This is a genomic window from Weissella sp. MSCH1 (assembly GCF_045799135.1).
Taxonomy (GTDB): domain Bacteria; phylum Bacillota; class Bacilli; order Lactobacillales; family Lactobacillaceae; genus Weissella.
Map to the genome: position 1 here is coordinate 174,285 of NZ_JBJMBA010000046.1, position 23,815 is coordinate 198,099.

Below are 23,815 nucleotides of genomic sequence, written 5' to 3' on the forward strand. Positions count from 1 at the left end.
TGAAGCCAGTATAGCACTAAAAAAGACAGGTCAATTAGCAAATTAAAGCTGCCAACTAATCTGTCTTTTTCATCTATCGTTTAAATGACCTGCCAACAATGACAACAACGATACTCAACCACCCACCGATGCTCAACCAAATGAGCGGCCAAACATAACCAGCCGGCCGATAACTAACCTGGATTTCATTCTGACCCAGGCGTGGCACAACACGTAGTGCGCCGATTCGCGATTGCGTTGGCTGCGTTAATCTTCGGCCATTCAGCGTGACTTGTGAATGTTTGTAAATAATCACCGGCAACGTCGCCTTATGTGTGGTGGTTGCCCGCCACGTCAACGTCATCTGATCCGACGCCTGTTTGACCTTTGCGTTAATCGGATTATTGATAATTTCCTGCATATAGCGATCATATGCATTATCACTGGCACGAAGCCCGTGATTAACAACATAGTCCGGCGTTGCTTTTTGAATATCTTGCAAGCCAGCCACCAACGGTCCATAGCGCCAATCAGTCGCAATTTGCGTTGGTGTTTTGTCTGCATCGAATTGGGTATGCTTCGTATTTTTAACTAGTTGCGTGGTATGCAAGCGATGCGCACTCTTAGCAAGCATGTTGCTTGCGATTGCAACGGGAACAACGACCACAACAATCGCAATCCCGATTTTTGCGACGCGCCGAATGCGACTCGTAATCACGACCATTGATAATAATCGTGCCAACAGAACCACCAACGCCAAATTACTAATAACTGCTAAGCGTGACGGAAATTGCATTGTATTTACAATAGTAGGCATTAATTGCTGAACGGCATGCCAGGGGAATTCTGCTAATGATAAGACAAAAAATAATGCCGCCAGTACTAGCATCACGCGATATTCACGTTGTAATTTTTGATAAACTAACGCGCTTCCAATAAAAATAACCACCACCCACACAGCCAGCACACTGTAATTACGTAGACTTGGCAAGCGATCAAAGGCAACATGCATTCCCTTTTGACCGATATCCGCCGGCGTAAACGGTGTCAAAATTTTGTTCGTTCCCATCACATCAAGCATGCCAACCATTACATTGGCACTCAAGATTGCATATAACCCAATTGCGCATGCCAAGCGACCTAGCAGTCGCCGAATAATCAACCACGGTTGTTTCATAATGCTAATCACGAAAAAAATTGCCAAGACCAACGCGGCTAATAAAGATGTAAATAAATGTGATTGGGTTATCACCGCTAACGATACGGCCAACCCAATCCATGAAAACGTTGTTGGTTGTTTCATGAATGCGATGCCGTAATAGATAACGTACGGTAAGAGTGCCGCCCCAATTGCTGAGAACGCTTGGCTGTTTTGCCACTCCGTTGTTAACGGTAATGCCATATAAACAATTGCACTTAGCAAGCTGGCGTAGCGGGTCGCATCCAAATACCGAACCAGCCGATAAATGCCGAACCCCGCAATGACTAACACCACCACATCCGTCACAACTTCAAACCAAAACCAATTGGGTAATAGAACCAACAATGCCCCCATGAGATAGGATAGCCACGGTCCATACAACGGGGTCACAATTCTGCCGGACTGTTGATACCCATACTCGGCCATAAAATAACTAAACTGACCATGTTTTAATTGCTCAGCAACATCATAGAAGCGATTAAAGTGAAATAACGCATCAATGCCAACGACCGGTCGATTAGATAACAACAATGGCAAAACTAATCCCAATGCCACTAAGAATATGATCATCCCCGCAAAATACTGCAATCGAAAACGTTGCATTATGCACCTCCAGTCATTTTTAATAATTTACCTTGCTTTATATATACCAAATTATTCCGACAAATATGCGAATATATCATAGTGTCTTTTTTTATCGCAAACAAAAAGCCCGTCAGATGGGCTTCTGACGGGCTTCTCGGATCAAGTCGTTTGGGCAAACGACGATCTTATAGGAGTTAGGTTGCTCGAATTAATTATTCGAGCGGAATATGAGTAGTTGTTTGTATGGGTGCTGTTGATTAGGAGTTATCCTCCCTTTCAACATAATTAATCATACGGCGCGAACCTTAAAGAAGTAATAACACTAACTTTACGTTAACTTAAAGAGAGACCAGGACAGCGATTCTTGTCCTGGTCTCTCTAAATTACTTCGTCTTCTTTGTAAACTTCACAATACCTTCCCAACGAGCAGTTTGTGGGAACATATCAATTGATTGAATGTATTCAACGTTATAAACGCGCGTCAAGTCGACCAAATCGCGGGCCAACGTTGAAGCATTACATGACACATACACAAACTTATCTGGTTGCGTGTCCAAAATCGTCAAGCGCAATTCTTCATCCAAGCCGGTACGTGGTGGGTCGACAACCAATGCATCTGCGACCCAGCCTTCGTTTGCCCAGCGTGGAATCAAATCTTCCGCCGCACCCGTGTAATATGCTGCATTCTTAACGCCATTATCCAAAGCATTCTCATTGGCATCATCGATGGCTTCTGGCACTGTGTCCATCCCACGAACTTCACCAGCGTGATCGGCTAGTGTGATACCAATCGTGCCGACACCTGAATAGGCGTCGATCAACTTATCGGCTTGCGTTAAGTCCAAGGCTGAAATTGCTTCGTTATACAAACGTTGCGTTTGGCGTGGGTTCAATTGCAAAAACGCACGGGGTGACAACTTAAACGTCTTACCGTTAATCGTCTCCGTAATGTATTCACTCCCCCACAACAACTTCGTATCCTCGCCCCAAACAAGAGACGTCTTATCCGAATTGATGTTTTGGTGAACAGATACCACCTCTGGCAACTCTTGATTAATACGGGCAATCAATTCATCAGCACTTGGCAAATACTTGCCATTCGTGACGATCGTCAACTGGACATCACCAGTTGTCTCAGATACACGGGCAATCAACGTTTTAACAATGCCTGAATTCTTGCGTTCGTTGTAAATTGGCATCTCCATATCAGCCAAAATATCACGCACCTTACGTACAACCTTAAGTGTCGCTGGGTGTTGCGTTGATACCTTGGGCAAGTCCACTAAGTCGTGTGAGTTGCGCTTATACATACCGACCGCCAACTGGCCATTTACTTCACGAACCGGGAACTGGGCTTTATTCCGGTACCCGTCCGGCTCATCCATCCCAATGGTTGGGCGTAAATCAAATTGCTCGTATCCTTCAGGCTTGTACTTTTCCAATGCCTGACGAATGACATCCCGCTTAAATTCGAGTTGACCATCGTAAGCCAAGTGCTCTAATTCAAAACCACCAACTTCTTGATTATCAACAGGTTCAACACGTTGTGGTGAGCGTTGCTTAATTTTACGAATGCGCGCTTCGATAAACTTTTCCGTCACATTCGTCACAACCACATCGACCACTTCATCAGGTAAAGCACCTGGAATAAAGGTAATCTTACGCTTATAATATCCGATTCCTTCACCATTGATTCCCAAACGCTTAATGGTAATCAATAGCTTGTCACCAACATTTACTTCAACGTTTTGTTGGTTGCGATTATCGCGACGTGGCCCACGTGTTCCACGTGGAACAAACTTGCCACGATTTTGATTGTTGCCACCCTTACCAGGCTTACCTTGATAAGGACGGCGCTTCTTTTCTTCAGCCATTTCGTTCTACAAAGACTTACCGTCTACTCTTTCTATATGATAAGTACTATTCTAACATGTCGGAAGTGAATTGACCCGTCTCCACCATTGACCAACGGTAAGCTTTAGGTCTACTGTTAATAGGTGATTTTTTAGGAGGATTTAGACTATGCATTACGTTGCCATTGTTGGTTCGAACAGCAAGACATCTTTAAACCGCCGTTTAGCTGCAGCCATCGCCAAACGTTACGGTACCAATGACGTCACAATTGACGTCTTAACACTTAATGATTTACCCATGTACAACGTGGACGATGAACTCACCCCAGCACAAGTGGTAATCGACTTTAAGCAAGCCGTCAAAGCAGCTGACGGGGTTATTTGGGTCACACCAGAATACAACCATTCAATTCCTGGCGTATTGAAGAATGCCATTGACTGGCTGTCACGTGTTGATAAGGTCATGATTGGCAAGCCATCAATGATTATGGGCACCACCCCTGGCTTCTTAGGGACCATCCATGCCCAATTACACCTACGTGATATCTTATTTGCGATGCAATCACCTGTCTTGATGGGGAATGACGTCATGGTCGGCGGTGGCCACGCAAAGCTTGATGCAGATAACAACATTACCGACGCCAGCACCAATGACTGGCTTGATACTGTAATGCCAAACTTCAAAGCATTTGTTGCTGCACATCAATAATAGACAAAAAAGTCGTCAGCAAATTTGTGCCGACGACTTTTTAATATCTTTTAATTAAACATTTGAACCGGCCGAATAATCAGCGACAGCCCCATCGAAGTTGATGACCTGCCCATTATGATTTTCACCATCGGTCGCAAAGCCGGCAATCAATTCACCCGCTTCATCGGGCGTCTTAACAAAATCGCCTTGAATATGATTATTCAAATCCGTTGAAACCGCCCCTGGCATAACAGCCATAATTTCAACCGGCAGTTCTTGTTGGGTAAATTCCAAACCAAAATCCTTGGTCATCACGTTCAACGGGGCCTTTGCTGCTTGATATGCAAGTGGGTGCCACCAAGCATTTGGCTCAATTGGTACTGAAACGTTCACAATTTTACCAGCGTTTTTAATCAAGACTGGTAATAGACCCTTGGTTAACTCATATGGTCCAATGAAATCCACCATATACGTCTCGATTAATTCTTGGGCCTCAAATTCCCAAGCCGTCCGGCCCATGTCACCAGAAATACCCGCGTTGTTCACTAATAAACTAAAATCTGCTTCTTGCTTTGTAATGTCAGCAACCGCATGTTGAATACTATTCAAATCAGAAACATCAATCAATTGTAATTGGGCATCTCCATATGCGCGTAATGCCTCAACCGCAGCTGAACCACGTTGTTCATCTCGTGCGCCTACCAACACGCGATAACCTTGTTGCAAAAGGGTCTTCGCAATACCAAACCCGATGCCTTTATTAGCTCCGGTAACCAATGCTGTTTTAGTCATTCTCTTTCTCCCGTTGTTCATTCACATACTTTTCATAATGCGCAATCTTAAAATTAACCCCATCTAGGCTCGCTTCTCGCATTGCAATTTGATCATAAATATCTTGACGATGCGCTACTAACATAGCCAATCTTTTGGGAATCGTTGCATCTCCTTCAACAATCCAATCGACATACTGCTTAATTTGGCCAATGGTCATGTCTGTATTCTTCAAATGTTGAATCGTCTTCAGCAATGAGATTTGCATTTCCGTAAAGACACGACGATCTGCCTCGTCACGTTCAATAAACGGCAAAAGCCCCCGTTTATCGTAAAAACGCAACGTCGATTCCGGCACGCCAAACATTTCAGCCGTCTCACCAATTGTATAAGTTTTCGCCATTGATTCACCTCACTAACTTTGTGTACACTACTATATCAGTTAAACCTCAGTTTAAGTCAAACGTTTCTTCTCCATTAAACAAAACGGCCGTCAGTTGGGAGTCTGACGGCCGTTTCGGATCAAGTCGCATGGGCTTGCGACGATCTATATCGTTTAAGGAGTATTCAGGTTGTCACCTGAAAAAAGTAGAAAGAATTATGAATAGGGTTATTTCTATGGGTTTGTTGATTAGGTGGGTTCCCTTTCAACACAATTAATCATATGACGATTAGCTTAAGGCAAAACTAACGGCAACTAAAAGCTAGCTTAACTTCACTGAATCGGCCGTAAAATAATTTGATTCCCATCTGTTTTAACTTCAAATGTTGTCTCGGCACCATGCGGTAACATCGACGCTGGCATTTCAAAATCAAAGTCAATCTTATCTGCATGTCGTACTGGCCGAACCCGTTCAACAGCCAGCTGCACTTGATTGTGCCATTGCATCAGAAACCGCAAATAGCTGATCGATAATAAACGCATTGACATTCCGCAACGTTGCAATCCGACGACTCGCTGAAGTTGTCGGCAAACTACCGGTTTCATATTGTTCAATACTAGCCCGCGAAAGTCCTAATAACGTCGCGAACCCACGTTGTGAAATTCCAATCTTGTGTCGAATTAATTTAATTTCATCTTGATATACCAGATGATGCACTTTGGCGTATGCCCTATACACGGCTGCTAACCGTTCATCATCTAATTTTTGATCAAAAACCACTTCTCCCGTTTTCTGATAACGACGTTCAGCAACATTAGTAACTGTCACTTGTTCCCCACGTACTTTCGTCGTTACATCAACTAACACAACTTCTGTATCAGATTCTGGTACCACAGTATCTAAGCTCTCAATATAGTACGTCATTTGTTCTCCTTAGATTCATGTATTGAAATGATGAATAACATCTCTAACCTGATTTGTAACTTGAAATATAAGCCTCGTTGCCGTGATGAGCTATTGAATAACCCCATGTATCCCTCATTTCCTAAATCATATCATTGCCCTAAATTTAGGGCAATGAGATTAGTTATTTTTCCAAAACAAAAAAGACTGGGACAGCAGTCACTGTCTCAGTCTCCTTATACCAAGTCACGTTTTTTAAAACCAATATAACCGACAATCAGCAACACGACGGCTAATCCGCACAACCAACTGCCACGAACAACCGACAAGCTAACAACCGGCACATTGTAGGTCCAGCCATACGGCGACAGTTTTAATGCCCACATTGGCAAATCCATGAGATTCTTCATGTAGGTCATTAAAAACATCACGCCCGCGTAGCCGTAAATCAAACCAAACCAACGCGGTGCCCATCCCAGTAACACAGCCGCAATTGCTATAAACACTGCGATACTTGGCACATAACCCACCAAAGCTTGTTGCATCATGGTCACATCCAGCGGCGCTGTCAAAACCATATTGGCAGTGAACCAAACAATTACAAAGGACAGTCCCCATAAGCAAAGCGCTACAATCATTGCACCACTCACATACGTTGCATAGAGTTTGAGCCGTGTTAATCGCATGCCACCGAGTAAGTCGTATGCCCCACGGACGGTGTCTGTATGAAACCGTTGCATCACATTTAGTCCGGCCAAAATGGCCAAGAAGCTAATAAACATGCTAACCATCACCAAAAAGTGACGGTAGATGGCATGCTGCATACTTGCTTCAAGTTGCGCACCAATAATATTAGTTAGCTGCGGGTTATTAATCATCATTGTGCCCACCTCATGAAACAAGCTACCAAACATAGCACCAAAAAATACCAGACCAACCAACCACGTCAACACCAGCCGGGCTTGCAAACGAACAAATAAACTCGTAAACCCACGCAACCAAATGGCCGCCCGTTGCCGACCGCGCCCTGCAAATTGTATTAGCCCGGCATTAATGTCCCGTCCGTTAACTAACGCTAACGCAATCAAACCCAACACAATTGCAAACCAGCCTTGCGTTAAAATTGCCCCCGCTCGGTTATCCGCGAAAACGCGTGCACTTTCAAGCCAATTTAATGGTGACAACCAGCGCCATTCCGCGGCCCGACGAACATCAATCACCGCACGTAGCACATACATGACTGCAATGACACCATATCCAATGGCATTAACTGAGCGGGACTCTGCGAATAGTTGGCTTAATACCAAAGTGATACCGGCAACCATTAGGCCAAACGTTCCCAATAATGTCGCAAAAAGTACCGCGCCACCATTGGTTGCACCATGCATGGGAATTAACACCACCCCAATTCCCATCGTAATGGTCATGAGAGCATTCACACCCAACACTTCAAAAATCGTTGCGATGACCGGTGTCGTCGCCGTTGTGACACCGCCTCGAATCAGCTCTGTTTCACCAGACTCTTCCATTTGACGAGTACCGCGAACCACTAGTTGCACGTTCATCAATCCCATTAATACCGCCATAATCGGCAGCATGATTGCGGCATATACGATTGCAACAGTATACTGCGATAATTCTGGCATCCGCGCGAACATGGCCGTCATCATGGGTGTGCGTAACATGGTTAGCAATTGGTCTAATGTTTCCGGTGAATTATACAAATCCGCTAATTTTAGCGCACCAGACACAATCAGGCTAAAATTCACCAATAGCCAAACGATGATGACGCGATAATCACTTTTTAAATTAGCCCCTAACAACCACCACATATTACGATTCATGCGCCACAGCCCCCGTATCATAATATTGCATGAATAAATCTTCTAGTGTTGGTGGCGTGACCTTCAAATCCGCTACGCCTGCCGTCACTAAGGCCGTCATTGTTTTAGGTAATAACGCGCGGGCTACCGTAAAGGAAATTTCGCCATTTAATTCTTGATGAAACTTTGGATAATCCTGAAACGGTGTCCAATCCTGGACTTGCGCATTAATACGCAGGGCCGCGTGCTCTTGCAAATCAGTCAAGGAACCGACTTCAACAATCCGTCCTTGCCGAATCACTGCCACACAGTCCACGACCTTTTCAACCTCCGATAAAATGTGTGAACTCAGTAGCACTGTTTTCCCCGCCTGCTTTAACGCTAATATCTGATCTTGAAAATTGCGCGCCTGGAGGGGGTCGAGACCACTCGTTGGCTCATCAAAGATATACAAGTCAACATTTGCACTAAACGCTGCAATTAACGCGACCTTTTGTCGGTTACCTTTTGAGTACGTGCGGTTCTTCTTACGCGGATCTAATTCGAATAATTTAATCAAATCATCAACTCGTTTTGTCCGGGCATGACCACCCATCCGTAACAGCAAATCAATCGTTTCGCCCCCTGTTAAATTGGGCCATAGATAAACATCCCCTGGCACATAAGCAATATGTTTGTGGGTATCCAATACATTGCCCGTTGCGTCTTCACCCATCAATTTAATCGTGCCACTGTCACGCTTCAACAAGCCAAGTACTGAGCGAATTGTTGTTGTTTTACCAGCCCCGTTCGGTCCTAAAAAGCCAAACACTTGGCCTTGGTTAACTGTAAATGAGACATCCGACAAGGCTTGGAACTTGCCGAACGTCTTATTTAGATGTGATATTTCCAATACTTTCGTCATATTTCATCTCATTTCTTTTGAATATACCTACTGTATCGAAAAAATATTGTCGAACCGCAATCAAAAAGCGAGATTCGCATGAATCTCGCCTATCATTTAATGTCGTCGTTGTTCAAAACTGTAAATTGCGGTGCCCAAGATCGCAAAGCCAATCCCGACCAAAACGGTCGTAAAGGCAAAAGTTGTAAATAAATACGCAACAACCAAGCATGTTAAGTAGGTTAACCACCTACCACCTGGTAGTTCAAAGCCAGTCGGCAATGTTTTGTCGTTGCGCAACTTCAGTGAAGCAAAAATTGTGCCGAGGTACTGGACAAAATCACTCAACACAATGAGCTTAATCAAAAACAGATAACTGCCGCTTAAGATCAAACCACCCGCAATCAACATCGTTAATAACACCGCGCCGACGGGAGCCCCATAACGATTCGTCCGTGATAACTCACGCGGTAAGAAGCCACGTTCACGCGCCATCGAGGCCAGTTCAATTGGTGAGTTGAACGAGGTTGCAATCGCTACCCCAATAATTGAAAGCATCATACCAGTAATGATAACCGTCCGGCCAATGCGACCCAAAATGGTATTGAAAATATCAGCAACAGGTAGTGACGAGCCAGCCAATCCGGGACCCAAAACTGACATCGCCACCAACTGCATCAATACGAAAATAGCTGTTGTGGCAAGCATGACCGTTAAGATGGCGCGTGGCAACATTTTGCCAGGGTTCTTCATCTCTTTCGCTGCAATTGGGATTAAAGAAAAACCGGTAAACATGTAAAAGGCGTTCCCAAAGGCTCCTGAAAAATCCGCCACTGGCTTGGCTTGTGCTACCGCAAAATGATCAACATGTCCGAGAACAAACCAGACTCCCGTCGCGATAAAGACCGCCACAATCACCCCAATTTTAATTAAACTCGACATATCATCAATGCGACTCGAAATTCCCGTTCCAAACAGGTTCATAATAATCAGCAACGTCATAATCGCTAAGGCCAAGCCGTTATACACCACTGGTGTGCCAACGGCCGGCACCAACCCGGTCAATGTTTTTAAAAACGCTGCCGATTCGGCACTGATGGTAATTACCCCAAATAACCAACCAAACCAGCCGACTAAGAAACCTGGATAATGGCCAAACGCTTTTAGGGTATACACCCATGCGCCACCATCTTCATCAATTCTCGATGACATCACCGCATAATGCATGGCGATTAATGTCGCCGCAATACCTGCTAATGCAATCGCCAGCAAAACGAGTTGCCCACCTTGCTTATACATCGTACTTGGCAACAAAAACAAGCCACCACCAATGACCCCATTTACGCCTAAGAGCACCACGCTGGGGAACCCGATGCCCGCTTTCATCTTTTTCATATGTCTGCATCCCCCTTATGTCGCCATTTTACCTTTATTTCATGCCTTTTTCATTTACAACCTGGTAAGACAGGACGATAATAATCGCAACAAAGCAAAGGAGGCCACGAACATGACCACATTAGGAACATACGAGACGTTGGCACACGCCTACAACAACACAAGCACGATTACTTACCCAATCGAAGAAACGCTCTCAGTGGGCACTTATAAGGTTATCGATCAAGACGGCCTTCAAATGCACATTACGAATGCGATTGATGGTGTGACTGAAATCCGCTTTGATGCCGATGCGGATGACCGCCGTTACCCTGGCACCTTCCAAGGATTTGAATTTGGAATGAACTGGACACACCCATCATTTATTGGGGCCTTTTTGAAGGCAAAGCGCACCCCCGGCCAGCACTTCCTTGGTGATAATGGCACAGCTGCGTACGATGCCATCGTCGATGAAAATAACCATTTGACGGTAATCTTGACCCCATCTGCTAACTAAAGTACATTGCAATTTTCGCCCAGTCCCCGTATGCTAACTGAAACAACACTTATCGGAGGGACGTTATGGCAAGCCGGACACAACGTCGACAAAAACGACACCCACTACGTAAACTGGGGCAACTACTATTAGGCGGGCTATTGATTTTGCTATTGGCGGGTGCAGGTTATGCAACTTATGTTATCCACCAAGCACCAACTATTACGCAGGCCAAATTGCAAGCCAACCCTGGCGATGAAAACAATCAAATCTATGTGCGCTATGACAGTATTCCGGAAAACTATCGCAATGCCGTCATCGCGACCGAGGATCGCTCGTTTGAATCAAATAACGGCGTCAATATGGGGGGGCTATTTAACCTCATTACATCAAATGTGCTAGCGCAGTTTGGTGATGGGACTGCTCGCGGTGGCTCATCTATTACGCAACAGTTGGTCAAATTAACCGCTTTTTCAACTTCAAAAGCGGATCAAACACCCCGTCGTAAAATTCAAGAAATCTATCTGGCCTTACAGTTGACGAAAAACTTCAGCAAGCCACAGATTTTTGAGTATTACGCCAATAAGATCTATGAAGGTCATGAATTATATGGCGCGCAAACCATTGCATATTATTACTTTGGCGAGCCGTTAAGCAGTTTGACGCTTTCTCAAACCGCGATAATCGCCGGCTTAGGCCAAAGTCCAACCAACTTTAATCTGTATACCAATCCAGATTTAGTGGCACGGCGTCGTAATATCGTATTGGCTGCGATGCTCGATGATAACAAAATTAACCATCATGAATACGAAGAGGCCAAAGCAACCAGCGTTACTGACGGACTTTTGCCTCGTTAACGAAAAAATCCGCGAATCACACTTCGCGGATTTTTTATTTGTCAGTCATTCATTTTGTGATTGATACGCTTGTAAGAACGCGTAGGCTGTAGCTGCCGACGTGAAGATCGGCAGTTGTTTATTCATCGCGTCATGCCAAAGAGTCATCTGTTGATCTGCTTGCAGTGATGCCGCCGGTGTCTTGCGGGTATCAATCAGCACATCACCTTGTGCAACCCGTTCACACTGGCGCTGAGTCTTAAAACCGGCGTTAACAAAAGCCAACTCAAGCGCAACGGCTTCTTGGTCATCGTCTGTTAACAAGACCGCCACGCCTGGCTTCGCTGGCACCTTTATACCGGCGCTGGTGAAGGCTTTGTAGAGCGCCACGTCGAACGTCTCGGCACGCCCCATCGCTTCACCTGTTGATTTCATCTCCGGACCCAATAATTGGGTAACGCCTGGTAATTTACTGAATGAAAAAACAGGCGCTTTAACCGCCACCGTGGTTGGCACTTGCTGCACACCATCCTGATAGCCTAAGTCTGCTAATTTCGTCCCGAGCATCACTTGCGTCGCCAATTGTGCTAATGGTACGTCAGTCACTTTTGAAATAAATGGCACTGTACGCGATGCCCGTGGATTCACTTCGATAACATAAGCTGTGTCGTCTTGAATCACAAATTGCACATTTAACAAACCAACAATCTGCAATTCGCGGGCTAGTGCTGTCGCAGCTGCAATCATCTTTGCTTGTAGTGATTCTGAAAGCACCTGTGGTGGGTAGACACTCATCGAATCGCCCGAATGAATACCAGCTGGTTCAATGTGCTCCATAACCCCTGGCGTCACAACGGTTTCACCGTCACTTAAGACATCTAGTTCTGCCTCCATACCAACCACGTATTGGTCAATTAATACGGGGTGATCATGTGACACCGCCACGGCCCGACTCATATAATCGGCCAAAGCTACCTCGTTAGTGACAATTTCCATTGCGCGACCACCCAATACATAGCTTGGTCGAACTAATACCGGATAACCAATTGATTTAGCAATCTTCACCGCTTCCTTGACCGTCGTCGCCGTTTGGCCAATTGGTTGTGGCAACTGTAGCTTTTCAATAACTTGGTTAAACGATTCCCGATCTTCCGCGCGATTCAAGTCTGCCACTGAAGTTCCCAGTATATTAATCCCGTGCTTTTCTAAATCAGCAGCTAAATTAATGGCCGTTTGACCACCAAATTGCACGATAACGCCCACCGGCTGTTCTAGCGCCACCACTTCACGCACATCCTCAAACGTTAACGGCTCAAAATACAACTTATCCGAAATTGAAAAATCAGTTGAGACAGTTTCCGGATTTGAATTCATCACAATCGCTTCGTACCCCGCTGATTGTATCGCCTTGACCGCATGCACAGTCGCATAATCGAACTCAACCCCCTGCCCAATTCGAATCGGACCAGAACCAATTACTAATACCGATGGCCGTTGGGTTACCCGGGCTTCATTCTCTTTACCATACGTTGCATAATAGTACGGCGTCACCGCGTCAAATTCGCCTGCTACCGTATCAACCATTTTATAGACTGGTTTGATGTCATGGTCGATTCGCAACTGCCAAACGTCATCGCTTGTCCACTGCCAAAGTTTAGCAATTGTGGCATCCGCAAAACCGCGCCGCTTTGCCAACGCAAGCATCGTGCTATCACCTGGCGTTTGTTGTAGTTGTTGCGTAAGCGTCACAATATTCACGAGCTTATCTAGAAAATAATGATCAATTTGGGTAGCGTCGTGTAATTCAGTTGCTGTCACACCACGACGCAATAGTTCGGCCAACATAAACAACCGATCATCCCGGGCCGGCCATAAATGGGCCAACAATTCTGAGGTTGCCCACTCCTCGTACTGCACATCGTTTAATCCTGTCACCCCAATTTCCAACGATCGGATTGCTTTCAAAAGCGCCTCTTCTAAATTCCGCCCGATTGCCATAACTTCGCCGGTCGCCTTCATCTGTGTGCCCAACTGTCGATTAGCTGTTTTAAATTTATCAAATGGCCATCGTGGAATTTTGACAATCACATAATCCAAGGCTGGCTCAAAATCCGCCAAAGTCGTCTTTGTCACCGGATTTTTGATTTCGTCCAAGGATAATCCAACGGCAATTTTGGCTGCCATCTTCGCAATCGGGTACCCCGTCGCTTTCGACGCCAGTGCAGACGAGCGACTAACCCGTGGATTCACTTCAATGATGGCGTATTTGTCACTATCAGGGGCCAACGCCATTTGAATATTTACCCCACCGGCGATATCCAATGCACGAATAATTTTTAATGCCGCATCACGCAACATCTGATAATCCACATCCGATAATGTTTGAACCGGCGCAACGACAATTGAATCGCCCGTGTGAATCCCAACCGGGTCAAAATTTTCCATCGACGCCACAATCAAGGCATTATCCTTAGTGTCACGCATGACCTCAAACTCGATTTCTTTATAGCCCGCAATGGATTCCTCAATCAGCACCTGTGTAACCGGTGAAAGATCCAACCCATGTTGGGTAATTTGAACCAATTCCGCTTCGTTCTGGGCGATTCCCCCACCGGACCCCCCCAACGTGTAGGCAGGACGTACAATAACCGGATACCCTTGCGCATCAGCAAACTGAACGGCCTCCGCTACCGTAACGGCGATGGCCGATGCAGGAACCGGTTCGCCCAATTCAGTCATTAAATCACGAAACTGTTCGCGATCTTCAGCCGCTTCAATTGCTGATAACTTTGTACCAATCAATTCCACATTGTATTCATCCAATACACCGCTCTCTGACAATTCCTTCGCCATGTTCAATCCAGTTTGGCCACCTAGCGTGGGTAATAGGGCATCTGGTTTTTCCTGCTGGATAATTGTCTGTAATGATGATAGTGTCAGTGGCTCAATATAAACCTTATCTGCCGTTTCTTTATCGGTCATAATCGTTGCTGGATTCGAATTTACCAAGACAACTTCATAACCTTCCTCTTTCAAAGCAATCGCTGCCTGCGAACCGGAATAATCAAATTCCGCCGCCTGTCCAACCACAATCGGTCCCGACCCAATCACCAATATTTTGTGAATATCACACCGCTTTGTCATTGCATAACCCCCGCTTTTTCTTGCCGCATTAACGTCACAAACTCATCGAATAGATAAGTGGCATCATGTGGTCCTGGTGCCGCATCTGGATGAAATTGCACTGAAAATGCTGCATGATCACGTAACCGCACGCCTTCTATGGTCCCATCATTGATGTCCTCATGGGTCACAATAAGGTTAGTGTCTTGCAAACTGTCCTTTGAAACTGCATAGCCGTGATTTTGCGATGTAAAATCAGTCCGTTGACTCGTCAGGTCACGTACAGCGTGATTGAAGCCGCGATGACCAAATTTCATCTTATACGTGTTAGCCCCGTTCGCCATTGCAAATAATTGGTGCCCTAAGCAAATACCAAATAATGGTTTAACTTCTTGTAATTGTTGAATTTTCGGAATAATATCCACAAATGCACTCGGATCCCCTGGACCATTTGATAGTAGAATGCCATCCGGATTACCAGCCAAAATATCTGTCACCGCTGTATCAGGCGATAACACAGTCACGGTCACACCGCGATCGTTCAATGCCCGTATAATTGAATTTTTCAAACCAAAATCAATCAATGCGACCTGCACATCACTCGCGTCTGATTTATAAACCGTTGTTGGCTGATATGCGTCAGCAACTGGCAAACTTGCCGGTGAGTTCGCTACCACGGCATTCGGATCATCTACCAAGATGCCGGTCATCGTCCCAAATTCACGTAGCTCTTTAGTTAAAGCGCGTGTATCCACTCCTGTAATCCCGGGCAACGCCATTAATTCAGCCCATTCACGTAATGACATTTTAGCCCGCCAATTACTTGGATGCTCCGCAATATCCGCCGTGATAATGGCGCTTGCCGCAGGTTTATCCGATTCATAATCAACATCATTAATCCCATAATTACCGATTAACGGATACGTAAACACAATCATTTGACCCAAATAGGACTTATCGGTAATCGCCTCTTGGTAACCCGTCATGCCGGTTGTGAATACCAATTCGCCCGCAACACTTTGCGTGGCGCCAAAGCCTTCGCCCTCATAAATTGAGCCATTCTCCAATACTAAATATCGTTTATTCATTCTTATTCCTCATTGTAAAAATCCCCCGTAATGTGCCAAGCATCACGGGGGATTTGTCGCTATTCGTTTACTTAATGACGATATCCGCAATTGAACCATGCAAGCCTCGCTGAACTTAGTTAAATCATTCAATTGTTTCTAATCATCTAGTCAATCGCCAACGGCTGTGGCAAAAATAATTCACCTAACGTCGCAGCCATTACCGCCTTGATTGTATGCAACCGATTTTCGGCCTGTTGAAATTGCTTAGCATTGTCCGCATGAAATACTTCATTCGTGATTTCCATCTCAGTCAGACCAAATCGCTTGTAAATGTCTTGGGCCATTGTCGTTTCTAAATCATGAAACGCTGGTAGATCATGCAACACAATCGTATCGGCACGTCCTGTTTGGGCAACCACCTCAGCATTAATTTGATATCGCTGCAATAGTTGAATACGTTCTGCCCAAGAATCTTCCTCTCCCATCGAAGCCCACACATCGGTATACAAAACATGCGCCCCCTGTACACCAAGGGAAACATCTTCAGTCAGCATGATTTTGGCCCCACTCTTCTCGGCAAATTTGTGAGCAATCTGTTGCACCTCTGTTGTTGGTTGTAATGACTCCGGTGCAACCAATGTTATATCAACCCCCAGTAGTGCCCCGGTGACAAGTAATGAATTGGCCACATTATTACGAGCGTCCCCCAAATACGCTAATTTCAATCCTTTCAAATGCCCAAACACTTCATCTACGGTCATAAAATCAGCTAACATCTGTGTCGGATGCCAGTCATCAGTCAACCCGTTCCAAACCGGCACGTGACTTTCATCGGCCAACGTTTCAACTACTTGTTGTGAATACCCCCGATATTCAATCGCGTCATACATCGACCCCAATACACGTGCTGTATCTGACAGGGATTCTTTCTTACCAAATTGAATATCTTTTGCGCCTAGAAATTCTGCATGAGCCCCTAAGTCAGTTGCCGCAACCGTAAATGATGAACGTGTCCGTGTGGATGTTTTCTCAAATAATAGTGCAATATTCCGGCCTTTGAGGTATTCATGCGGCACACGCTGTTGCTTTAAAAACTTTAAATGTTCTGCCAATTTAATTAACGTATAGAGTTCTTCTCCTGAAAAATTCTTTTCGGCTAAATATGACCGCCCATAAAATATATTTTGCATTTAAGCCTCTCCAATCGTTGTCAGAATTGTCATGACACCCGCATGCATCTCTTGTTCATTCATCGTCAGCACCGGCAGTAATCGCAATGTATTACCTTGCGCAGATAAAGCTAAGATGCCTCGTTCACGTAATTTAGTCAGCACCGGTTGCACATCTGTTGTTAACTCAATGCCGATCATCAAACCTAACCCGCGTACTGCTTTCACTTGTTGCAAAGCCTGGCTACCTTGTACCAAATCTTGCATGATAGCGATTCCCTTTTGTTGCACGTCTGCCAAAAATTCAGGCGTTAATGACTGAAGAACCGCATACGCACTCGCCATAACAACTGGATTACCGCCAAAGGTTGTCCCGTGTGACCCTGGTTGAAAGACTGTGCCTAATTTTGCTTGACCAATCATTGCCCCTACAGGTAATCCATTGGCCAAAGCTTTGGCCACCGTGACAATATCAGGCACAATATCAAACTGTTCGTAGGCATATAGTGACCCCGTACGCCCCATCCCCGACTGCACTTCATCCACAATAACCAGTACGCCTAAGCGCTGCGCCTTATTAACCAAGCGCTGTACCCACGAACGGTCAGCCACGTGAATGCCGCCTTCGCCTTGCACAACTTCCAAAATAACAGCTGCAAAGGTATCATCCAGTTGGTCAATCGCCGCTTGTTGATTAAACGGCACCGTGACCACGTCCTGATCAACCCCGTAGCCAGCTTGATAGGCCGTGACCGGTGTCAATGACAAGGCACCATACGTCCGGCCGTGGAACGCTTGCGCGAAATTCATAATTTTATGTTTGCCTGTGTAACGGCGTGCCAATTTTAAAGCGGCTTCGTTTGCCTCGGCCCCTGAATTAGCAAAAAACACTAACCGATCCGTTCCTTGTGTTAACACCCCCGCGACTCGTTCTTGCAGGGTACTTTTGTACAAATTTGACGTATGCCAGATGGCTTTAATTTGCTTTTCAACCGCTGATTGCACCGCCCGTGGATGATAACCAAGATTCATTACACCGATGCCCGCTCCAAAATCTAAATATTCATTTCCTAGCGCATCAACGACATAGGCATCATGCCCATCAACCAGTTCTATATCTGAACGGGCATAGGTTTCAAATAAATGACTCATTCTAGGTCCCCCAATACTAATTTTGTACCAACTTGAAAATCACGGCCCATTTGAATCTTTTGCACCCCTACCTGCATCGCCATAAATGCGGCCTGTAATTTAATAAACATTCCCCCAGTCACAACTTCTTGTGACATTAATGATGCCGCCACTGTAGGTGAAAGTTCGGTCATAACTTGCTGATTTTGATCAAGTACACCGGCCACATCCGTCAGAAAATACAATGTGTCCGCCTTGAAATGGCGTGCGACCGCCAATGCAATTTCGTCGGCATTCACATTCAGTAACTCACCTTGATCCGATGATACCAGTGGTCCAATCACATATAACTGCCCCGCCATTAGCGTCGTCGTAATGCTGTCGATTTCACCAACTGCCCCAAATTTTCCGGCGTCCTTTATCCTTGCAACAACACCATCGGTTAACAGAGTTGGACTTAAATGCGCTTGTCCCAAGACATGGTGTAGCATTGGCCAAACCTGTGTTTGCACAACATTCACCATGACTTTTAACGTCGCCTCATCGGTGTAGCGTAAGCCGGCTACTTTTTTAACTGGTAATTTTGCGACCGCCAATGCTTCATCAACCATCGGACCGGCACCGTGTACCAACACAACCGTTTCATTCTCAGCCAGCCACGTTTGCAACTGCTTTAAAACGTTAATATCTATATTTTTTAAGGCATTTCCGCCAATTTTAACTACCTTCATATTTTATGTGTGATAAGCTGCATTGATATGCACATACTCATAGGTCAAATCACTTCCCCACGCCTGACCTTGTTCTGTTCCAAGACCTAAATCTACTGTAATCACAATGGTATCCCGTTGCATCGCTTGCGTTGCTGCGCCTTCATCAGCAACTACATTACCCCCAGCGATAATCGGCACCTGATTAATCGCAATCGACAGTTGATCAGCCTCGAACACTTCACCAACATTACCAATGGCATCAATAATGCGCCCCCAATTTGGATCCGCGCCAAATACGGCCGTTTTCACCAAGTTAGAACCCACAATACTTTTAGCAACTCGTTGGGCACTTGCTGAATGACGTGCACCAATGACGCGGACATCAATTAACCGTGTCGCACCTTCACCATCGCTGGCAATTGCGATGGCTAATGTCTTGAGCACTTGATGCAAGTCTGCTTTAAATGCCTCATATTTGGCCGTGCCAGCTTTAATTTCGGCCTGCCAATCATCGCCGTTGGCCAACACTAGTACTGTGTCATTCGTTGACGTATCGCCATCAATGGTAATTTGATTAAAAGTGACATCCACTAATTCACGTAACAATTGCTGTAGCAAACCTTGCTTAATCGTGACATCGGTTGCGATAAACCCAAGCATCGTCCCCATATTCGGATGAATCATACCCGAGCCTTTCGCCACACCACTAATTTGATAGTCTGCTTGCGTAACTTGCGCCGTTTTTGTTGTGGTATCGGTCGTTAACATCGCCTTCGCGAGATTCAAAGGGTCACTTGCTTGGAGCTGTTCAACACCACGACGGATTTTCTCCATCGGCAACTGCTCACCGATAATCCCCGTTGATACAACTAGTACCTCTGCCGGTGTTGTGTGTAATTTATTCGCCACTAGCTTTTGCGTTTCATACGCATTTGCCAAACCGGTCGCTCCCGTAAAGGCATTCGCGTTCGCAGAATTAACAAAAATTGCATGGACCGGTTGATTACGCCGAAGGACTTGTTGATCGATTTGAACCGGGGCTGCTGGGAATGTATTTCGCGTAAATACCCCTGCTACCTGAGCCGGCTTCGTCGAAACTAGCCAGCCAAGATCTGGTTTGGTGGGATTACGACGTAACTGACCATGAATCCCATCACTATAAAAATTTTTAGGCCAACTAAATACCATAACTACCTCCTAAATCATGAGCGGTAATTGGACCAACCCCGCCGTTTCAGCAAAGCCAAAGTATTGATTGAAATTTTGAACCGCTTGCCCAGCGGCCCCTTTCATCAAATTGTCAATCACGCTCACAATTGTCACGATATGTGTCACCGGATTGTACGACCAACCGATGGCGGTCATATTGCTACCCACAACTAGCCGTAAATCCGGCATATTATTCGCCAAGATTTTTACAAACGGTTTGTCCATATAAGTCGCTTGAAATGCGGAAGCGATAATTGCATCTACATCCGCACTGTCAGCTGTAACCTTCGCATATATGGTTGCCATCAATCCTCGCTTAACTGGCAAAAGCCCCGTTGAAAATTGGATAGGGCCCATATCCGGTGCCCATTGCTTAAGTTGTTGCATAATTTCCGGAATATGCTGATGTTGATTAAGCTTGTATAGCGAAAAATTCTCATCCACATCAACATAGTGGGTGGCTTGACTCAATTTTTTACCCGCTCCGGTCACACCAGACTTGGCATCGACAATAACCGAATCTAAATCAATCAGGCGTTCTTGCACCAGTGGCGCTAATCCCATTAAAGTAGCCGTGGCATAGCAACCAGGGTTGGCAATATAATCTGTTGTCGTTGCCGTAAATTCAGATAATCCATACGTTGCATGAGATAATGTTTCACGTGAAACTTCAGCATCTCGGTGATACCATTTTTGATACGTCTTTGGATCCTGCAGTCGCAAATCCCCGGACAGATCAATAATCGGGAAATGATTTGCTATAAACGTTTCTGCCAGTTCACCCGTAACGCCTGCGGGTGTCGCAAAAAACGCAGCGTCGTTATCTGCCATAATTTGCTCTACATCAAAAGACATCACCCGCACTGGCTGTTTAGTCTGCCAATCAAATTGTTGCGCCACGGCTTCTAAATCCGCCTGTGTTGTATAAATATTAATTTCCGTGACATTCGGATGCTGACTAAGCAACTGCCACAAAACAGTCCCGCTGTATCCTGTCACACCAACAATTGCTACCTTCATTACTCATTCCCCTAATTGCTCTTGATAAAATTTAATTTGGTTACTAACCTCCGTAACGGCTGTCCCACCAACCGATGTCCGGCGTTCAACAGCCGTCATCGGTTGCAAGATTTGGTACACATCATCTGTAATCAACTCACTCGCTTTTTGCAACTCCGTCAACGGCATATCCTGCAAATTAACCTGTGTTTTAATGCCTTGGAGTACCAACTGGCCAACGATAGCGTGTGCTTCACGAAACGCTAATCCTTTATTAGCCAGATAGTCGGCTAATTCAGTTGCATTCGAAAAATCATTATGCGTGCTCTCTGACATCACATCACGATTAACCTGAAGGGTTGCAAACATACCGTCAAATACAAATAACGCATCCATAATCGTGGTATAGGTCTCAAATACGCCCTGCTTATCTTCTTGCATATCTTTGTTATAGGCTAACGGCAAGCCCTTCATGACTGTCATCAACCCCATTAAATCGCCGTAAACACGACCTGTCTTTCCACGTGTTAATTCTGCAAAGTCAGCATTTTTCTTCTGCGGCATAATTGATGAACCAGTCGCATAGGCATCACTTAACGTGACAAATCCAAATTCGTAGCTCGACCATAAAATCAATTCTTCGCTTAATCGGGATAGGTGCATCATCAAAATGGCGGCTGACTGCAAAAATTCAATTGCAAAATCACGATCACTGACCGCATCCATCGCATTGTGGTAGACATCATCAAACCCCAGTAGGTCAGCCGTCATCGTTCGATCGATTGCAAACGTTGTACCTGCTAAAGCAGCAGCACCTAATGGCGATACTTTAGTGTGCTTCATATTAAACTCAAACCGCTCAACATCTCGTGTTAGCATCCCAACATAAGCTAATAAGTGGAAGCCAAACGTCACCGGTTGCGCATGTTGCAAGTGCGTGTAACCCGGCATGAGCGTTGCTTGGTTATCCGTGGCCACTTGCAATAATGTTTTTTGAAACTGCTTAATCGCTTCGATGATATTAGGTAGTCGATTGGCAACCCAGAGATGAAAATCAGTCGCTACCTGATCATTTCGTGATCTCGCCGTATGCAGTTTCCCCGCAACGGGCCCAATTTTTTCAGTTAACAACACCTCAACATTCATATGTACGTCTTCCTGCGCAACCTGCAGTGTTGCCGCACCTGACTCAAAGTCGGCACGCACCGCTTGCAACCCGGCCACGATTTCGGCGGATTCCTCCGGTGTAATAATTGCCTGCTGTCCCAGCATTTGTGCGTGCGCAATCGATGCTTGAATATCCTCAGCAATCATGTATTGATCTGCCGCAATTGAAGCACCATACGCTTGTACCCGGTCGGATCCAGTTTCCGTAAATCGACCGCCCCATAATTTATCAGTCATGTTGCTCACCCTGTTCAGAATGAACATGATTAACCTGTTCAAACACGGTGTTACCAAGGGTCCACAATTTGATAAATCCAACTGCGGCAGCTTGATCGAATGATGAACTTGCCGTATACGTCGCCAAATTTTCATCATAGAGTGAATTTTTAGCTGACTGACGCGCCACAGCAATTGCAGCACCCTTGAATAACTTCATCTTCACGTCACCGTTTACAACTTGCTGCGTCACCTTGATAAACGCTTGCAGCGCATCAAACAAAGGCGACACCCACTTGGCATCGTAGACTAAGTTCGCTAAGTGTTCGGCCACAATTGGCTTAAAATGTGCAACATCTCGCTCCAACGTCAAGTCTTCCAAATCCTTGTGGGCCGTCATCAAAACAGTGGCGGCTGGCACCTCATAAATTTCACGTGACTTAATACCGACTAATCGATTTTCAATATGATCAACACGGCCAATCCCGTGCGCGCCAGCCAACACGTTTAACTTTTCAATGATGGTTGTTAATGACATTGATTCACCATCCAAGGCAACCGGCAAACCGGCTTCGAAACTAATCGTGACAAAATCAGCAACGTCCGGTGTATCTGCAATTGCGGTGGTCAACTCATACGCCTCTTCAGGCGCCTCATGCCACGGATTTTCTAGAATCCCTGCTTCAATTGCGCGCCCCCAAATATTTTCATCAATTGAGTATGGTGACTCCTCACCTACTGGGATTGGTACATGATGCGCATCCGCATAGGCAATCTCTTCTTCACGTGACCATTGAAAGTCTCGAATTGGTGCTTCAATTTTCAAATCAGGGTCAAAGGCATGAATTGCAGCCTCAAAACGAACTTGATCATTACCGTGACCCGTCGAACCATGCGCAATTGTTGTCGCACCAATCTTATGTGCAATTTCGACTAACTTCTTAATAATCAACGGCCGCGACAATGCCGAAACTAATGGATACTCACCCTCATATAACAAATTCCCTTGAATAACTGGCGCCACATAATCTGTCGCAAATTCTTCTTTAGCATCCAACAAGATCGACGCTTCGGCACCCACTTGTAATGCCTTAGCTTTGATGAAATCCAAGTCTTTACCATGTTGACCAACATCCAACACAACTGCCGTTACGGCATATCCTTTTTCCTTAAGCCATGGAATGGCCACCGAAGTATCTAACCCGCCTGAATAAGCTAAAACCAACTTTTCTTGCATATT

21 protein-coding genes are annotated in these 23,815 nt (G+C 45.4%); 3 read left to right on the plus strand and 18 right to left on the minus strand.

The window, feature by feature from the left end:
• Positions 1-73: 73 nt before the first annotated feature.
• Complete coding sequence (locus tag ACJ28U_RS11330) at positions 74-1,783, minus strand: hypothetical protein (protein WP_407619331.1); 1,710 nt, start codon at positions 1,781-1,783, stop codon at positions 74-76.
• 365 nt (positions 1,784-2,148) lie between these two features.
• Complete coding sequence (rlmD, locus tag ACJ28U_RS11335; protein WP_010373270.1) at positions 2,149-3,639, minus strand: 23S rRNA (uracil(1939)-C(5))-methyltransferase RlmD; 1,491 nt, start codon at positions 3,637-3,639, stop codon at positions 2,149-2,151.
• A gap of 148 nt (positions 3,640-3,787) precedes the next feature.
• Between rlmD and ACJ28U_RS11340 the strand changes: the two genes are divergently transcribed.
• Entirely contained in the window at positions 3,788-4,327 is a 540-nt protein-coding gene (locus tag ACJ28U_RS11340) for an NADPH-dependent FMN reductase (RefSeq protein ID WP_407619332.1), read from the plus strand.
• 54 nt (positions 4,328-4,381) lie between these two features.
• On the opposite strand, the gene ACJ28U_RS11345 is transcribed toward ACJ28U_RS11340, so the two are convergent.
• The 7 genes from ACJ28U_RS11345 to ACJ28U_RS11375 form a co-directional block, all read right to left on the minus strand.
• A complete protein-coding gene (locus ACJ28U_RS11345; RefSeq protein ID WP_407619333.1) occupies positions 4,382-5,101 on the minus strand; it encodes an SDR family NAD(P)-dependent oxidoreductase in 720 nt (239 codons plus the stop codon).
• Positions 5,094-5,483, minus strand: a complete 390-nt coding sequence (locus ACJ28U_RS11350) for a MerR family transcriptional regulator (RefSeq protein ID WP_099088833.1) — start codon at positions 5,481-5,483, stop codon at positions 5,094-5,096. The genes ACJ28U_RS11345 and ACJ28U_RS11350 overlap by 8 nt, the downstream gene beginning before the upstream one ends.
• A gap of 312 nt (positions 5,484-5,795) precedes the next feature.
• Positions 5,796-5,969: a hypothetical protein gene (locus ACJ28U_RS11355; protein ID WP_407619334.1), complete on the minus strand. Its 174-nt coding sequence runs from the start codon at positions 5,967-5,969 to the stop codon at positions 5,796-5,798.
• Positions 5,935-6,387 (minus strand): type II TA system antitoxin MqsA family protein, encoded by a 453-nt coding sequence (locus tag ACJ28U_RS11360; protein ID WP_407619335.1) that lies wholly within the window; start codon positions 6,385-6,387, stop codon positions 5,935-5,937. The genes ACJ28U_RS11355 and ACJ28U_RS11360 overlap by 35 nt, the downstream gene beginning before the upstream one ends.
• 215 nt (positions 6,388-6,602) lie before the next feature.
• Positions 6,603-8,210 (minus strand): ABC transporter permease, encoded by a 1,608-nt coding sequence (locus ACJ28U_RS11365; protein ID WP_407619336.1) that lies wholly within the window; start codon positions 8,208-8,210, stop codon positions 6,603-6,605.
• Positions 8,200-9,093: an ABC transporter ATP-binding protein gene (locus ACJ28U_RS11370; protein ID WP_407619337.1), complete on the minus strand. Its 894-nt coding sequence runs from the start codon at positions 9,091-9,093 to the stop codon at positions 8,200-8,202. Before ACJ28U_RS11370 ends, ACJ28U_RS11365 begins: the two co-directional genes overlap by 11 nt.
• 96 nt (positions 9,094-9,189) lie before the next feature.
• A complete protein-coding gene (locus tag ACJ28U_RS11375) occupies positions 9,190-10,467 on the minus strand; it encodes an APC family permease (RefSeq protein WP_407619338.1) in 1,278 nt (425 codons plus the stop codon).
• Between the two features lie 112 nt (positions 10,468-10,579).
• Here ACJ28U_RS11375 and ACJ28U_RS11380 point away from each other — a divergent pair, with 112 nt between their 5' ends.
• Both ACJ28U_RS11380 and ACJ28U_RS11385 read left to right on the plus strand, forming a co-directional pair.
• The gene (locus tag ACJ28U_RS11380) at positions 10,580-10,963 is read left to right on the plus strand and encodes a hypothetical protein (RefSeq protein ID WP_099088828.1); all 384 of its coding nucleotides are present in this window, start codon (positions 10,580-10,582) and stop codon (positions 10,961-10,963) included.
• A 65-nt stretch (positions 10,964-11,028) separates the two neighbouring features.
• Complete coding sequence (locus tag ACJ28U_RS11385; protein WP_407619339.1) at positions 11,029-11,799, plus strand: transglycosylase domain-containing protein; 771 nt, start codon at positions 11,029-11,031, stop codon at positions 11,797-11,799.
• A 45-nt stretch (positions 11,800-11,844) separates the two neighbouring features.
• Here the strand turns inward: ACJ28U_RS11385 and carB are convergent, their stop codons facing one another.
• The 9 genes from carB to ACJ28U_RS11430 all read right to left on the minus strand — a co-directional run bounded on the left by carB (position 11,845) and on the right by ACJ28U_RS11430 (position 23,812).
• Positions 11,845-14,922, minus strand: a complete 3,078-nt coding sequence (gene carB, locus ACJ28U_RS11390; RefSeq protein WP_407619340.1) for a carbamoyl-phosphate synthase large subunit — start codon at positions 14,920-14,922, stop codon at positions 11,845-11,847.
• A complete protein-coding gene (locus ACJ28U_RS11395; protein WP_407619341.1) occupies positions 14,919-15,989 on the minus strand; it encodes a carbamoyl phosphate synthase small subunit in 1,071 nt (356 codons plus the stop codon). The genes carB and ACJ28U_RS11395 overlap by 4 nt, the downstream gene beginning before the upstream one ends.
• A 146-nt stretch (positions 15,990-16,135) precedes the next feature.
• Complete coding sequence (gene argF, locus ACJ28U_RS11400) at positions 16,136-17,161, minus strand: ornithine carbamoyltransferase (protein ID WP_407619342.1); 1,026 nt, start codon at positions 17,159-17,161, stop codon at positions 16,136-16,138.
• Positions 17,162-18,292, minus strand: coding sequence for an aminotransferase class III-fold pyridoxal phosphate-dependent enzyme (locus tag ACJ28U_RS11405; RefSeq protein ID WP_407619343.1), 1,131 nt, complete (start codon positions 18,290-18,292; stop codon positions 17,162-17,164). It abuts the gene before it with no gap.
• A complete protein-coding gene (gene argB / locus ACJ28U_RS11410) occupies positions 18,289-19,002 on the minus strand; it encodes an acetylglutamate kinase (protein ID WP_407619344.1) in 714 nt (237 codons plus the stop codon). The genes ACJ28U_RS11405 and argB overlap by 4 nt, the downstream gene beginning before the upstream one ends.
• A gap of 3 nt (positions 19,003-19,005) precedes the next feature.
• Positions 19,006-20,172 (minus strand): bifunctional glutamate N-acetyltransferase/amino-acid acetyltransferase ArgJ, encoded by a 1,167-nt coding sequence (argJ, locus tag ACJ28U_RS11415; protein WP_407619345.1) that lies wholly within the window; start codon positions 20,170-20,172, stop codon positions 19,006-19,008.
• Positions 20,173-20,181: 9 nt separating this feature from the next.
• Positions 20,182-21,213: an N-acetyl-gamma-glutamyl-phosphate reductase gene (gene argC, locus ACJ28U_RS11420; RefSeq protein WP_407619346.1), complete on the minus strand. Its 1,032-nt coding sequence runs from the start codon at positions 21,211-21,213 to the stop codon at positions 20,182-20,184.
• A gap of 3 nt (positions 21,214-21,216) precedes the next feature.
• Positions 21,217-22,596, minus strand: coding sequence for an argininosuccinate lyase (gene argH, locus ACJ28U_RS11425; RefSeq protein WP_407619347.1), 1,380 nt, complete (start codon positions 22,594-22,596; stop codon positions 21,217-21,219).
• Entirely contained in the window at positions 22,589-23,812 is a 1,224-nt protein-coding gene (locus ACJ28U_RS11430) for an argininosuccinate synthase (protein ID WP_407619348.1), read from the minus strand. Before ACJ28U_RS11430 ends, argH begins: the two co-directional genes overlap by 8 nt.
• Positions 23,813-23,815: the final 3 nt, after the last annotated feature.

Excerpts from the sequence above, each read along its gene's own strand:
- ACJ28U_RS11350 (WP_099088833.1), bottom strand. The coding sequence starts at position 5,483 with ATGGCGAAAACTTATACAATTGGTGAGACGGCTGAAATGTTTGGCGTG.
- argJ (WP_407619345.1), bottom strand. The coding sequence starts at position 20,172 with ATGGTATTTAGTTGGCCTAAAAATTTTTATAGTGATGGGATTCATGGT.
- ACJ28U_RS11365 (WP_407619336.1), bottom strand. The coding sequence starts at position 8,210 with ATGAATCGTAATATGTGGTGGTTGTTAGGGGCTAATTTAAAAAGTGAT.
- ACJ28U_RS11385 (WP_407619339.1), top strand. The coding sequence starts at position 11,029 with ATGGCAAGCCGGACACAACGTCGACAAAAACGACACCCACTACGTAAA.
- ACJ28U_RS11405 (WP_407619343.1), bottom strand. The coding sequence starts at position 18,292 with ATGAGTCATTTATTTGAAACCTATGCCCGTTCAGATATAGAACTGGTT.
- ACJ28U_RS11345 (WP_407619333.1), bottom strand. The coding sequence starts at position 5,101 with ATGACTAAAACAGCATTGGTTACCGGAGCTAATAAAGGCATCGGGTTT.
- ACJ28U_RS11360 (WP_407619335.1), bottom strand. The coding sequence starts at position 6,387 with ATGACGTACTATATTGAGAGCTTAGATACTGTGGTACCAGAATCTGAT.
- ACJ28U_RS11340 (WP_407619332.1), top strand. The coding sequence starts at position 3,788 with ATGCATTACGTTGCCATTGTTGGTTCGAACAGCAAGACATCTTTAAAC.
- ACJ28U_RS11370 (WP_407619337.1), bottom strand. The coding sequence starts at position 9,093 with ATGACGAAAGTATTGGAAATATCACATCTAAATAAGACGTTCGGCAAG.
- rlmD (WP_010373270.1), bottom strand. The coding sequence starts at position 3,639 with ATGGCTGAAGAAAAGAAGCGCCGTCCTTATCAAGGTAAGCCTGGTAAG.
- ACJ28U_RS11330 (WP_407619331.1), bottom strand. The coding sequence starts at position 1,783 with ATGCAACGTTTTCGATTGCAGTATTTTGCGGGGATGATCATATTCTTA.
- ACJ28U_RS11375 (WP_407619338.1), bottom strand. The coding sequence starts at position 10,467 with ATGAAAAAGATGAAAGCGGGCATCGGGTTCCCCAGCGTGGTGCTCTTA.
- argF (WP_407619342.1), bottom strand. The coding sequence starts at position 17,161 with ATGCAAAATATATTTTATGGGCGGTCATATTTAGCCGAAAAGAATTTT.
- carB (WP_407619340.1), bottom strand. The coding sequence starts at position 14,922 with ATGACAAAGCGGTGTGATATTCACAAAATATTGGTGATTGGGTCGGGA.
- argB (WP_407619344.1), bottom strand. The coding sequence starts at position 19,002 with ATGAAGGTAGTTAAAATTGGCGGAAATGCCTTAAAAAATATAGATATT.
- ACJ28U_RS11430 (WP_407619348.1), bottom strand. The coding sequence starts at position 23,812 with ATGCAAGAAAAGTTGGTTTTAGCTTATTCAGGCGGGTTAGATACTTCG.
- argC (WP_407619346.1), bottom strand. The coding sequence starts at position 21,213 with ATGAAGGTAGCAATTGTTGGTGTGACAGGATACAGCGGGACTGTTTTG.
- ACJ28U_RS11355 (WP_407619334.1), bottom strand. The coding sequence starts at position 5,969 with ATGCAATGGCACAATCAAGTGCAGCTGGCTGTTGAACGGGTTCGGCCA.
- ACJ28U_RS11395 (WP_407619341.1), bottom strand. The coding sequence starts at position 15,989 with ATGAATAAACGATATTTAGTATTGGAGAATGGCTCAATTTATGAGGGC.
- argH (WP_407619347.1), bottom strand. The coding sequence starts at position 22,596 with ATGACTGATAAATTATGGGGCGGTCGATTTACGGAAACTGGATCCGAC.
- ACJ28U_RS11380 (WP_099088828.1), top strand. The coding sequence starts at position 10,580 with ATGACCACATTAGGAACATACGAGACGTTGGCACACGCCTACAACAAC.